The sequence below is a fragment of the Lentzea sp. NPDC036949 genome (assembly GCF_055608075.1).
This window is the reverse complement of the sequence record NZ_JBVJRA010000006.1, coordinates 164,604-177,685: the sequence shown is the minus strand read 5'-3', so window position 1 is coordinate 177,685 and position 13,082 is coordinate 164,604. Positions and strand designations below refer to the sequence as shown.

Below are 13,082 nucleotides of genomic sequence, written 5' to 3'. Positions count from 1 at the left end.
GTCGTGCCTTCCGTGGTACGACTGGCACCGTTCCACACGCCGCGCACAGCCATGACCACCCATCACTGACGAAGGAGTCGTGTGATGCGCACCTCCGTGGACCGCGAGCGCGGCCGGCACGACACGAGCCCGGCCGTGTCCAGGACCGACGGCTTCCGCACCGACAACGACGAGTGCGGCGCCCTGCTGTACGGGATGCCCGCGATGGAGAAGGTCGTCTTCGACCACCCCGGCTGCGACCCGGCCTACGAGTTCCGCATCTCCAGCCCCGGCATGACCGCCGTCGACGGCTACGGCCGGATCACCGACTACCGCACCGGCGAGGTCATCTCGACGTGGATCGACAGGTACGGCATCTGGGCCCGCCGGGCGTTCGCGTCCAGGGTGGACCGGGTGATCGTGCACGAGCTGCTGCCCGCGCCCGGCCGCACGGTCGACACCACGCTGAGCGTCGACACCGCGCTCGACGGCCTTCCCGGTGGCCTTAGCTTCACCACCAGGGCCACGGTCAGCGGCGGCTCCGGCTACCTCAACCTGCGCGGCTCGGCCCCGGTCCGCGACGGCGTCCCCGGCTGCGAGGGCGTCACGCGCGTGGTCGCGTTCGACGGCACGATCTCCGCCAGCGGCACCACGCTGGTCGTCATCGGCGCGACCCGGCTGCTGCTGCTCACCAAGCTCGACCGGTACGCGTCGCCGACGGCGTGGGTGACCCAGGCGCTGCGCACGGCGCTGGCCGGACTGGACGCGGACTACACGGCGTTGTTCGCGCGCCACCGCGACGCCACCGGTTCGGGCGGCGGTGACACGCGGCCGTGACAGCTGCACCCGTACTTTCGGTGGCGATGTGACAATTGGCTGATGGAGAGCACCCAGGGCATCGAGGCGGGTTCGCCGGCCGCTGTGCTGCGCATGCTGATGGACGGCAGGCCGCGCACCCGAGCGGAGATCGTGGCGGCGACCGGCCTGGCCCGTTCCACGGTGCGGGCGCGGCTGGACCTGCTCGTGGCCGCGGGACTGGTGACCGGCAACGGCACGGGTGAGTCCACCGGCGGGCGCCCGGCGAGCCGGTTCGGGTTCAACCCCGGCGCGCACCTCGTGCTGGCGGCGGAGGTGGGGGCCACGCACGCCACCGTGGCCGTGGCGGACCTGGCGTGCCGGCTGCTGGCCGTCGAGCAGGTGGGCCTCGACGTCGCCGACGGGCCCGCGGTGATCCTGCCGCTGCTCGTGGCGACCTGGCGGGAGCTCCTGCGGACGGTGGACCCCGCCGAGATCGCCGGTGTCGGCATCGGGCTGCCCGGACCGGTCGAGCACTCCACCGGGCGCCCGAACAACCCGCCGATCATGCCCGGCTGGGACGGCTACGACGTGCCCGCGGCGATCGAGGCGGAGTTCGGTGCCCCGGTGCTCGTCGACAACGAGGTCAACCTGATGGCGCTGGGCGAGCACGCGGCGTCCCACCCGGACGTGCAGCACATGATCGTGGTGAAGGCGGCGACCGGCATCGGTGCCGGGCTGATCAGCAACGGCGTGCTGCACCGGGGTGCGGCGGGCGCGGCGGGGGACCTCGGGCACATCCGGGTGCCGCAGGGCGGCGAGGTGCTGTGCCGGTGCGGCAACACCGAGTGCCTGGAGGCGGTCGCCGGTGGACCCGCGCTGGCGGCGAAGCTGCGAGGACTGGGCCTGCCCGCGCACTCCACCGCCGACGTGGTGCATTTGGTGCGGTCGGGCAACCTCGAGGCCGGCCGGGTCGTGCGGCAGGCCGGCCGCGACATCGGCGAGGTGCTCGCCGGGTGCGTGAGCATGTTCAACCCCGCGCTCGTGGTGATCGGCGGGCTGCTCGCCGAGGCGGGGGAGATGCTGCTGGCCGGGGTGCGCGAGTCGATCTACCGGCGTTCGCTGCCGCTGGCCACGGAGAACCTGCGGATCGTCGCGTCGGGTGCCGGGGTGACCGCGGGTGCGCTGGGCGCGGCGGCGATGGTCGTGCGGCACGTGCTGTCGCCGGAGGTGCTGGACGCGCGGCTGGGTGCCGTCGCGGCGGGGGTCGCCGGGGTGGCCACCGCGGAGGTCCACGGCACTTTTGGCGGATAGTCGTCATAAGTTACGCCAGAAGCGACGCTCTTCTGCATTGACCCGGTCATATGTCCGGGCCTACGTTCAGGCTCATGTGGGACATTGGCGTCAGCACATGGGTTTGGACGTCGCCGCTCACCGACGACGGGTTGGCCGCCCTCGCACCGAAGGTCCGCGAGCAGGGCTTCGACGTCATCGAGCTGCCGGTCGAGCAGCCGGGTGACTGGGACCCGCACCGCGCGGCCGACCTGCTCGCCGCGCTCGGCCTGCGCGCCACCGTCTGCCTGGTCATGCCACCGGGCCGCGAGCTGGTCGCCGCGGACACCGTGCGGGAGACGCAGGACTACCTGCGGCACGTGGTCGACGTCGCGGCGGTCGTGGGCAGCCCGGTCATCGCCGGTCCCGCCTACAGCTCCGTCGGCCGCACCTGGCGGATCGACGACCGGCCGCGGGTGTACGCGGAGCTGCGCGCGAACCTGACCCCGGTCGTCGAGCACGCCGCCGCACGTGGCGTCCGCGTCGCCGTGGAACCGCTGAACCGCTACGAGACCAGCCTGCTCAACACCGTGGACCAGGCGCTGGAGGCACTGGCCGGGCTCCCGGACGAGGGCTGCGGACTGGCGCTCGACACCTACCACCTCAACATCGAGGAAGCGGCACCGGTGAAGGCGGTCCACGCCGCCGGGTCGCGGATCGCGCACGTCCAGGTGTGCGCCAACGACCGCGGCACACCGGGCCGCGACCACCAGGACTGGCCGGCCCTGCTGGGCGCCCTCTCCGGGGCCGGCTACCGGGGACCGCTGTGCATCGAGTCGTTCACCCCGGACAACGCCGCCATCGCGACCGCCGCCTCGATCTGGCGGCCGCTCGCCGACTCACCCGACGCCCTCGCCGCCGAGGGGCTCGCCTTCCTGCGTTCCGCCGCCGCCGCTCTGACCTGACCGCCGACCGCCTCACCACCACGGAGGAGTGGCAATGCAACGCAGACTCACGCGATTACTGTCAGTGCTGGCCGGTGTCCTGGTGGTGATGGGGCTCGTCGTTCCGGTCACCCCCGCCCAGGCGCACGGCCTGCACGTCCTGCTGTTCTCCAAGACCGCCTCGGGCGCCTACCGGCACGACTCCATCCCCGCGGGCATCACGATGTTCGAGCAGCTGGCCGCCGAACGCGGCTGGGAGCTCACCAAGAGCGAGGACGCGTCGGTCTTCAACGACACCACGCTCGCCACGTTCAACGTCGTCGTCATGCTGCAAACGTCGGGCATGGTGTGGGACACCGCGGCGCAGCGCACCGCGATGCAGAACTACATGCGCAGGGGCGGTGGTGTGGTCGCGATCCACAACGCCACCGACATGAACATCGAGGCGCAGTTCCCGTGGTGGGACCAGATGCTCGGCATGACGATGACGCAGCACTCGGCGGTCGTGTCCGGCACCGCGAAGGTCGCCGACCGCAAGCACCCGTCCGGCGCGGGTCTGCCGGACCGCTGGACGCGCACCGAGGAGTGGTACAACTTCAACCGCTCCGCGCGCGGTGACGTGCACGTCCTGGTCACCGCCGACGAGTCGACCTACGACGCGGGCTCGTCGAAGATGGGCGTCGACCACCCGATCTCCTGGTGCCGCAACTACGAGGGCGGCCGGCTGTGGGCCACCGGCATGGGCCACCAGGCGTCGAGCTACTCCGAACCCCTGTTCCGCCAGCACATCACCGGCGGCGTGGAGTCCGCGGGCGGCGTCGTCTCGGCCGACTGCGGGGCCACGGTGTGGAGCAGCTTCCAGAAGGTGCAGCTCGACAGCTCCACGATCGCGCCGAGCACCCTCGACGTCGCACCGGACGGCCGGGTGTTCTTCACCGAGTACAACGGCAACCTCAAGATCTACAAGCCGGACACCAGGACCACGGTCGTCGCGGGCACGCTCAGCGTCTACGGCGGCGGGCAGACCTCGGAGGACGGTCTCGTCGGCCTCGCGCTCGACCCGGCGTTCGCCACGAACCGGTGGGTGTACCTGAACTACTCGCCGACCGGGTCGCAGGAGATCGCGCGCATCTCCCGGTTCACGATGAACGGCGACCGGCTCGACACCTCGACCGAGAAGGTCCTGCTCACCCTGCCCGCGTCGCGGCGGGAGGAACCGGGCCACACCGGCGGCCAGCTCGCGTTCGGGCCGAACGGCAACCTCTACATCAGCGTCGGCGACGACACGAACCCCAACGGCGACTCGGCCGGCTACGCGCCGATCGACGAGCGCTCCGGCCGTTCGCTCTACGACGCGCAGGGCACCGCGGCCAACACCAACGACCTGCGCGGCAAGATCCTGCGCATCCACCCGGAGGCCGACGGCACCTACACCGTCCCGGCGGGCAACATGTTCGCGCCCGGCACGGCCAAGACCCGGCCCGAGATCTACGCGATGGGCTTCCGCAACGCGTTCCGCTTCAGCGTGCACCCCACCACGGGCGTGGTCTACGCGGCCGACTACGGCCCGGACGCGGGCTCGGACAACCCCAACCGCGGACCCGCGGGCCTGGTGGAGTGGAACGTCATCAAGTCGCCCGGCAACTACGGCTGGCCGTACTGCGTGGCGAACAACATCGCCTACAACGACTGGAACTTCGCCAACAACACCTCCGGCGCGAAGTTCAACTGCGCCGCACCGGTGAACAACTCGCCCAACAACACCGGTCTCACCACACTGCCCGCCGCCCGTGCCGCGGACATGTGGTACGGCAACGGGGCCAACGGCAACGTGTGGCCGGAGATGGGCACCGGCGGCGAGGCGCCGATGGCGTTCCCCGCCTACCAGTACAACGCGAACAACCCGTCCACCACGAAGTTCCCGGCCTACTTCGACCAGACGCCGTTCTTCGGCGAGTGGTCGCGCAACCGGATGTGGGAGTTCCGGCTCGACTCGTCCGGAAACCTGTTGAAAATCAACAACTTCCTGTCGAACATGTCCTTCGCCTCGCCGATGGACGCGAAGTTCGGGCCGGACGGGTCGATGTACCTGCTGACCTGGGGCACCGGCTGGGACGACAACAAACCGCTGCCCGGCGCGGGTCTGTGGCGCATCGACTACACCGCCTCCGGTGAACAGAGCCCGGTCGCCCAGGCCTCCGGCACCCCGCTGTCGGGCGGCTCGCCGCTGACGGTGCGCTTCTCCAGCGCCGGATCGGCCGACCCCGGTGGTTCCGCGCTGACCTACCGCTGGGTGTTCGGCGACGGCAACACCTCCACCGAGGCGAACCCGACGCACACCTACACCGGCCGCGGCCGGTTCACCGCCCAGCTCACCGTGACCAACGCGAAGGGCAAGACGGGCACCGCGAACGTGACGGTGACGTCGGGCAACACCGAACCGGTCGTGCGGTTCACCGGGCCCGCAGACGGTGGCATGGTGAACTTCGGTGACACCGTCCCGTACACCGTGTCGGTGACCGACCCGGAGGACGGCACGATCGACTGCTCCAGGGTGACCGTGCAGTCGAACATGGGCCACGACACGCACAAGCACCCGATCGGCTCACCGGCGACCGGCTGCACGGGAACGCTGCAGACGGGCATCGACTCCGGGCACCAGGGCCTCAACGTGCACGTCATCGGGTCCGCCGAGTACACCGACGGCGGCGCGAGCGGGGTGCCGGCGCTGACCGGCGGCGCCCAGGTCGTGTTGCAGCCCAAGCAGAAGCAGGCCGAGTTCTTCACCGGCTCATCCGGCGTGCGGGTGGTGTCGCAGTCCGGTGCCGAGTCCGGTGCGCGGATCGGTGACATCGGCAACGGCGACTGGATCTCGTTCAACCCGGTCAACTTCACCGGCATCAACCAGGTGTCGTTCCGGGTGTCCGCGCCCTCCGGCGGTGGCGGGACCATCGAGCTGCGGTCGGGTTCCCCGACGGGCGCCCTGGTCGCGTCGGCGGCGGTGTCGAGCACCGGCGGCTGGGACAACTACGTGAACCTGCCCGCGGTGAACGTGACCGCGCCGTCCGGTTCCGTTGAGCTGTTCGCGGTGTTCCGCACGTCCTCGTCGACCAGCTTCGACCTCGACTCGATCACCTACGTCGGGCCGGGTGTCGGAACGGGCGGCGGTGGCGGTGGCGCGAAGGAGATCGTCGGCGCCTCCGGCAAGTGCGTCGACGTGAACGGCGCCAGCTCGGCCGACGGTGCCAAGGTGCAGCTGTGGACGTGCAACGGCGGCGCCAACCAGAAGTGGACGCAGAACGGCACCACGTTGCGCGCGCTGGACAAGTGCCTGGAGGTCACCGGCAACAGCCAGACCGACGGCACCGCTGTGCGGCTGTGGTCGTGCAACGGCGGGTCGGGCCAGAACTGGACCGCGCAGTCCGACGGCACGATCCGCAACGGCTCGAAGTGCCTGGACGCCAACGGGGCCGGCTCGGCGGACGGGACCCAGCTGATCATCTGGACCTGTCACGGCGGGACCAACCAGAGGTGGACCTTCCGCTAGCGGGAGGGCGGCCGGCGGCTCGCCGCCGGCCGCCCTTGTTCCCGGAGGAGGACTCGATGGTCAAAACCGTGCGGAGCCGTGCGGTCAAACCGGCCGCGCGGCCCGTTCCCGCCGCACGGCCGCTCTGGGCGGGGCTCGTGACCGCGTTCCTGCTCGGCCTGGCGGTGGCGTTCCTGGTGGGGTCGTGGACCGGCCCGGACGCGACCGAGCAGCGGATCGCGGAGCTCGAACGCGAGGAGGCCGACCGCGACGCCGCCCAGCTCGGCCCGTTGTCCGACCAGGCCCGGCAGAGCCGCGACCGGCTGGCCCCGGTGCTCGCGGCGATGGCCCAGGCCCCCACCGCGGAGGCGGTGAGCGGCTGGCGGGACGTCGTGGCGGAGGTGGCCGGGACGTACGAGCAGTCGCCGTCGGCGGGCAACGGGATCAACATCGCGCGCACCGGCATGCGCACGGCGGTGCAGCAGCTGGCGGCGGCGGTGAAGACCTGCGAGCTGGCGTTCGGCGGGGCCGAGGCGGACCGGGCCGCGCTGCTGGCACTGGCGCAGGAGCAGCGGATGCTGGCGGTCCGCACGTGGTCGGTGGCGGCGGTGCAGCTCGACGTCCTCAACATCGAGGCCGGGCGCGGGCACGTGCACGTGCAGCTGTCCGGCGACGGGGACACCGGCGGGCTCACGGTCGACGGTGCGCCGGAGGGGCGGTGACGGCTGACCCGGTGCGGCTGCTGGACGAGGCGCGGGCGGCGGTCGAGCCGGTGCGGCGGGCGGCGGTCGACGGGCTGGGACCCGCGTTGCGACGGGTCGCCGGCTACCACATCGGGTGGTGGGACGCGGACGGCCGACCCGCGCGGGCCACGGGGAAGGCGCTGCGTCCGGCGCTGGCACTGGCGAGCGCTCGTGCGGCCGGCGGTGAGGTCTCGTCCGGGGTGGTCGCGGTGGCCACGGCGGTCGAGCTGCTGCACGACTTCTCGCTGCTGCACGACGACGTCATGGACGGCGACGAGACCCGGCGGCACCGGCCGTCGGCGTGGATGGCGTTCGGGACCACGGCCGCGATCCTCGCCGGTGACGCGTTGATCGGGCTCGCGGTGCGCCAGGTGCCGCCCGCGCTGGCCCCGGTGCTGGCCGACGTGCTGGTCGAGCTGTGCGAGGGGCAGTCGGTGGACGTCGCGGCGGAGCCGATGTCCGTGCATCAGTGCCTCACGACGGCGGAACGCAAGACGGGTGCGTTGCTCGGTGCCGCCTGCCGGCTCGGTGCCGTGGCGGCCGGTGCCGACGAGGCCACGGCCGAGCACCACCGCGGGTTCGGCGTGCACCTGGGAGTCGCGTTCCAGGCCGTCGACGACCTGCTCGGCATCTGGGGCGACCCCGCCAGGACCGGCAAACCGGCCCACGCCGACCTCCGCGCACGCCGCCGGTCCCTGCCCGTGGTGGCGGCGCTCGCCGAGGAGTCGCCCGCCGCCCGCCGGCTGGCGCGGTGCTACGCCGGGCAGCCGGCCGATCCCGAGGAGATCGCGCACCTCGTCGCCGAGGCGGGTGGCCGGGCCTGGACCGAGGCCGAGGCGGACCGGCGGGTGCGGCTCGCGTTCGACTGCCTGCGGCAGGCCTGCCCGACCTCCGCCGGCGCGGCGGAGCTGCGCGCGTTGGCGGGGCTCGTCGTGGCCAGGGACCGGTGAGGCCACCCGCCGCAAGCGTCAGCCCAGCTGCTGGTCCACGACGGCGGGGGACAGGACGTGGTGGATGACCATGGCCGCCGCACCGAGCACACCGGCCACCTCGCCGGCCCGTGACGGCACGATCCGCAGGTTCTCCGTGGCCAGCGGCAGCGAGCGCCGGTAGACCGCCTCCCGCACCCCGGCCAGCAGCATCTCACCGGCCGCGGCGAGGTCTCCGCCGACCACGATGAGCGAGGGGTTGACCATGCTGACGCACGCGGCGAGCACCTCGCCGATGGTGCGGCCGGCCTGCCGGATCGCCTGGCCCGCCTCGACGTTGCCCGCGCGGACCAGTGCGACCACGTCGGCGCTCGTGTGCGCCTCGACGCCCCTGGAGCGCAGCCGGGCCGCGACCGCGGAGCCGCTCGCGACGGCCTCCAGGCAGCCGGAGTTGCCGCAGCCGCAGTCGGCGCCGTCGCCGTCGGGCACCCGGATGTGGCCGAGGTCCCCCGCCGCGCCGGCCGCGCCGCGGTGCAGGACGCCGTTGCTGATGAAGCCGGAGCCGATGCCGGTCGCGACCTTAACGACGATCATGTGGTCGGTGCCGGGGAACGAGTGCGCGTGCTCGCCCAGCGCCATCAGGTTGACCTCGTTGTCCACCAGCACCGGCACGCCGAACTCGGCGCGCAGGTGGCCGGGCACGTCGAAGCCGTTCCAGGCCGGCATGATCGGCGGGTGGTTCGGGCGGCCGGACGAGTGCTCGACCGGGCCGGGCAGGCCGATGCCGACACCGGCCAGCGACACCGCGGACAGCCCCGCGTCGCGCACCATCTCCCGCCACGTCCCGGCCAGCGCCGCCAGGACGCGCTCCGGGCCGGTCGCGACGTCCAGGGCGAGGCGCCGGGAGGCCAGCAGCCCGCCCACGAGGTCGGTGACGGCGATCGTGGCGTGGCTGGCACCGACGTCGGCGGCCAGCACCGTGCGCGCGCCCGCGTTGAACGCGAACCGCCCGGCCGGACGGCCGCCGGTCGCCACCGTGATCACGCGGTCGGTGAGGAACCCCGCTCCCTGCAGGGCGTCGAGCCGGGTCCGGACCGCAGCGCGGGTCAGGCCCGTCTGGGTGGCCAGCTCGGCGCGGGTGCGTGGCACTCCGTCGAGCAGCAGCCGCAGCAGCTGTCCAGGCGATGCTGCGGGGGCCCAAGGTACGTCCGGCACCGGATCAGTGAACCAAATAGACCGAGTAATGGCGATATTCATCCCGAAGACATGTGTCCTTTGGCAGAGAAGCGCCAACTTTTGATTGACAGTCGCCAATAGTCCACTCTACGTTCGCCTCATGACTGTGACCCGCGTAACACCGGGGGTGGCGGCGTGACGGACGTCGTCCGGTTGGAGGGGATCGGCAAGGCCTTCCTGGGCGTGCCGGTGCTGCGCGGCGTCGACCTCGCACTGCGGGGCGGCGAGGTCCACGCGCTGGTGGGCGAGAACGGCGCGGGCAAGTCCACCCTGCTCAAGGTGCTGGCGGGCGTGCACCGGCCGGACACGGGCCGGGTCGTCGTGCGCGGCGAGGAGGTCTCGTTCGCCGCGCCGAGGGACGCGCAGGCGGCGGGCATCGCGATCATCCACCAGGAGCTCACGCTGCTGGAGCACCGCACGGTGGCCGAGAACGTCTTCCTGGGCCGCGAACCCGTGCGCCGCGGCCAGGTCGACCGGCGGGCGATGGAGGCGGAGACCCGGCGGCTGCTCGGCTCGCTCGGCGAGGACGGGATCGACCCCGGCACCGAGGTGGCGCGGCTCTCCGTGGCGCGCAAGCAGGTCGTGGAGATCGTCAAGGCGCTGTCGGCCGACGCGACCGTCCTCGCGATGGACGAGCCGACCGCCGCGCTCGCCGACGGCGAGGTCGAGCTGCTGTACCGGCTGGTGCGCAGGCTGCGCGACCGCGGGATCGCGATCCTCTACGTGTCGCACCGGATGCGCGAGGTGTTCGACCTCAGCACCCGCATCACGGTGCTCAAGGACGGCGCGTTCGTCACCTCCGCGCCCACCGCCGAGCTGACCACCGACCAGGTCGTGCGGCACATGGTCGGCCGTCCACTCGACAGGCTCTACCCCGAGCGCGCCACCGCGCCCGGCGAGGTGCGGCTGGCGCTGCGCGGCGCGGGGAACGACCGGGTGCGGGACCTGACGTTCGAGGTGCGGTCGGGCGAGGTCGTCGGCGTCGCAGGGCTGCAGGGCTCCGGCCGGTCCGCGCTCCTGCGGGCGATCTGGGGCGTCGAGCCGTTCACCACCGGGACGCTGGAGCTCGACGGGACCCCGGCCCGCGTCACCGGTCCGCGCACGGCGGTGCGCAAGGGCATCGGGTACGTCACCGAGGACCGCAAGGGCGAAGGGCTCGCGTTGCGGCAGTCGGTGCGCGACAACACCCTGCTCGTCCGCCGGGCGACCTCGCGCGGTGCGCGCGCCCGCCGCGAGACCGACCTGCGGGAGCTGCTGGCCTCGGTCGCCGTCGTCGCACGCGGCCCGCACCAGGAGGTGCGCTACCTCTCCGGCGGCAACCAGCAGAAGGTCGTGCTGGCCAGGTGGCTCGCCGTGCGGCCGCGCGTGCTGCTCGTGGACGAACCGACCCGCGGTGTCGACGTCGGCGCCAAGCAGGCGCTGTACCGGCTGCTGCGCGACCTGGCGGCCGACGGCCTCGCGATCCTGCTGGTCTCCTCCGAGCTGCCGGAGCTGATCGGGCTGAGCGACCGGGTCCTCGTGCTGCGCGAGGGCACCCTCGCGGGCGAGCTGCCCGCCGGTGCTGACGAGGAGACCGTGATGGGCCTGGCCACCGGACACCTGGTCGGAGAACCCGCGTGAGCGCCGTGGGCGTGGCGGCCGGCCGGCTGCCCGCGCGGCACCGCGCGGTCGCGTTCACCCCGGTCGTGGTCGTCTACCTGGCACTGGCGGCGTTGCTCGTCGTCGGCAGCGTGCTGGTGGCGCTCGACGGCGGCGTGCTCCTCGACCACGGCGGCGTCCTCAACATCCTGACCCGCAGCACGGTGCTCGGCCTCGTCGCGATCGGGCAGACGCTGGTGATCGTCACCGGCTCGCTCGACCTGTCCGTGGCCTACCTCGCCGGGCTGTGCTCGCTGATCGCCGCCGAGACCATGGCGGGCAGCACCGCCATGGTCGTGCCGGGCGTGCTGGCAGCGCTGGCCGTCGCCGCGGTCGTCGGGCTGGTCAACGGCCTGGTGATCACCGTGCTGAAGGCCAACGCGTTCATCGCCACGCTCGGCGTCGCGCTCGTCCTGCGCGGCTACCTGGAGCACAGCTACACCGGACCGGCCGGCAGCGTGCCGCGCGCGTTCCAGCACCTCGGCTACGACCGCATCGGCCCGGTGCCGGTGTCCGCGCTGCTGATGCTGGCGCTCGCCGCGGCGGCGTGGTGGTACCTGCGCCGCACCCGCACCGGCTACCACATGTACGCCGTCGGCGGCGACGTCGACGTGGCGCGGCTGTCCGGCGTGCGCACCGGGCGGACGATCGTCACCGCGCACGTCGTGTGCGCCGTCATGGCCGGGCTCGCCGGGGTGTTCCTGGCCTCGCGGCTGGGGTCCGGCGCACCGTACGTCGGCACCGACGCCGGGTACGACCTGGAGTCCATCGCGGCGGTCGTGCTGGGCGGTACGGCGCTGGCGGGTGGTCGCGGCGGAGTGGCCGGGACCATCGGCGGGGTGCTGATCCTGGCCACCCTGGACACGATCTTCGACGACCTCGGCGTGAACTCGTTCTTCAAGGACGTCGTCCGCGGTGTCGTGCTCGTCGTGGCGGTGGCGCTGTACGCGCGCCGCCGGCACACGGGGAGGTCGTCGTGACCCGGCTGCGGCTCGCCGACGGCACGGCACCCGTGCTGGTCGTGCTCGTGGTCCTGCTGGTGGCACTGGCGTTCGCCGGTCCCGCCTACTCCGAACCCAGCGGCTACCTCGCGCTGCTCAAGCGGGCGGCGCCGCTCGTGGTGCTCGCGGTGGGGCAGTACTTCGTGGTCGTGTCCGGCGGGTTCGACCTCTCGGTCGGCTCGCTGGTGACCGCCGAGGTGGTGATCGCGGCCCGGCTGGTGGACGGCGACGACGCCGACACCGCGTGGGTCGTCGCGCTGCTGCTCGGCTTCGGGCTGCTGGTCGGCCTGGTCAACGGGCTGGTCACGACGAAGCTGCTGGTGCCGTCGTTCATCGTGACGCTGGGGATGCTGCTGGTCCTCGACGGCGCGGTGTTCCTGTGGACCGGTGGCGCACCGCGCGGTGCGCTGTCGCCGTCGTTCCGGGTGGCCGGCCGGGGCGGTGCCGACGTGCCGCTGCTCGGGCAGGTGCCGTGGTCGGTGGTGGTCCTGCTGGTCGTGGTCGGCGCGGCGGTGTGGTTCATGCGCGGCCCGACCGGACGCCTGCTGGTCGCGGTGGGCGACAACGAGAAGGCCGTCCACCTCGCCGGTGGCCGGGTGGACCGGTTGCGGCTGCTCGCGTTCGTGCTGTCGGCGCTGCTCGCCACGGTCGCCGCGATCCTGCTCGCCGGGTTCGCCGGGGTCTCCGCCCAGGTCGGCCAGGGCCTGGAGTTCCGCGCCATCACCGCGGTGGTGCTCGGCGGGGTCCTGCTCGGCGGCGGCCGGGGTTCGGTGGTTGCCGCCGCCGCCGGTGCCGTGACGCTCGAAGCGCTCTTCTCCCTGCTGAACCTGCTCGGCGTCTCCGGTGCGCTGGAGTCCGCCGTGCAGGGCGTGATCATCATCGCCGCCGTGGCCTACGCCGCCCGCGGCACCGCGCTGCGCCGCCTGCTGCCGCACCGCCAGACCACTGTGGACAGCACGTGACCGCACCGCCACACCACCTCTCCTGACCACACCGCCTGAGCCCCCGCCGAAGAAGCC

Annotated in this window: 10 protein-coding genes; 9 read left to right on the top strand and 1 reads right to left on the bottom strand. The window is 72.8% G+C overall.

The window, feature by feature from the left end; genetic code table 11:
- Positions 1-84: 84 nt before the first annotated feature.
- From ACZ7CD_RS18715 to ACZ7CD_RS18690, 6 genes are all read left to right on the top strand, one after another.
- Positions 85-816, top strand: coding sequence for a glycoside hydrolase N-terminal domain-containing protein (locus tag ACZ7CD_RS18715; RefSeq protein WP_470373620.1), 732 nt, complete (start codon positions 85-87; stop codon positions 814-816).
- A 42-nt stretch (positions 817-858) separates the two neighbouring features.
- A complete protein-coding gene (locus ACZ7CD_RS18710) occupies positions 859-2,088 on the top strand; it encodes an ROK family transcriptional regulator (protein ID WP_360389579.1) in 1,230 nt (409 codons plus the stop codon).
- 74 nt (positions 2,089-2,162) lie between these two features.
- Positions 2,163-3,011, top strand: coding sequence for a sugar phosphate isomerase/epimerase family protein (locus ACZ7CD_RS18705; protein ID WP_470379352.1), 849 nt, complete (start codon positions 2,163-2,165; stop codon positions 3,009-3,011).
- An 88-nt stretch (positions 3,012-3,099) separates the two neighbouring features.
- Positions 3,100-6,537, top strand: a complete 3,438-nt coding sequence (locus ACZ7CD_RS18700; RefSeq protein WP_470379351.1) for a ThuA domain-containing protein — start codon at positions 3,100-3,102, stop codon at positions 6,535-6,537.
- A gap of 56 nt (positions 6,538-6,593) precedes the next feature.
- The gene (locus ACZ7CD_RS18695) at positions 6,594-7,238 is read left to right on the top strand and encodes a hypothetical protein (RefSeq protein ID WP_470379350.1); all 645 of its coding nucleotides are present in this window, start codon (positions 6,594-6,596) and stop codon (positions 7,236-7,238) included.
- A complete protein-coding gene (locus ACZ7CD_RS18690) occupies positions 7,235-8,209 on the top strand; it encodes a polyprenyl synthetase family protein (protein WP_470379349.1) in 975 nt (324 codons plus the stop codon). The genes ACZ7CD_RS18695 and ACZ7CD_RS18690 overlap by 4 nt, the downstream gene beginning before the upstream one ends.
- Before the next feature lie 18 nt (positions 8,210-8,227).
- Here ACZ7CD_RS18690 and ACZ7CD_RS18685 read toward each other — a convergent pair whose 3' ends face one another.
- The gene (locus tag ACZ7CD_RS18685; protein ID WP_360389565.1) at positions 8,228-9,403 is read right to left on the bottom strand and encodes an ROK family transcriptional regulator; all 1,176 of its coding nucleotides are present in this window, start codon (positions 9,401-9,403) and stop codon (positions 8,228-8,230) included.
- Positions 9,404-9,559: 156 nt separating this feature from the next.
- Between ACZ7CD_RS18685 and ACZ7CD_RS18680 the strand changes: the two genes are divergently transcribed.
- The 3 genes from ACZ7CD_RS18680 to ACZ7CD_RS18670 are packed head-to-tail and all read left to right on the top strand — an operon-like array spanning position 9,560 to position 13,025.
- On the top strand, positions 9,560-11,044 hold the full coding sequence (locus tag ACZ7CD_RS18680; RefSeq protein ID WP_470379348.1) for a sugar ABC transporter ATP-binding protein: 1,485 nt from the start codon (positions 9,560-9,562) through the stop codon (positions 11,042-11,044).
- 5 nt (positions 11,045-11,049) lie between these two features.
- Positions 11,050-12,042: an ABC transporter permease gene (locus tag ACZ7CD_RS18675; protein WP_470370612.1), complete on the top strand. Its 993-nt coding sequence runs from the start codon at positions 11,050-11,052 to the stop codon at positions 12,040-12,042.
- A complete protein-coding gene (locus tag ACZ7CD_RS18670; protein WP_470379347.1) occupies positions 12,039-13,025 on the top strand; it encodes an ABC transporter permease in 987 nt (328 codons plus the stop codon). Before ACZ7CD_RS18675 ends, ACZ7CD_RS18670 begins: the two co-directional genes overlap by 4 nt.
- Positions 13,026-13,082 lie beyond the last annotated feature (57 nt).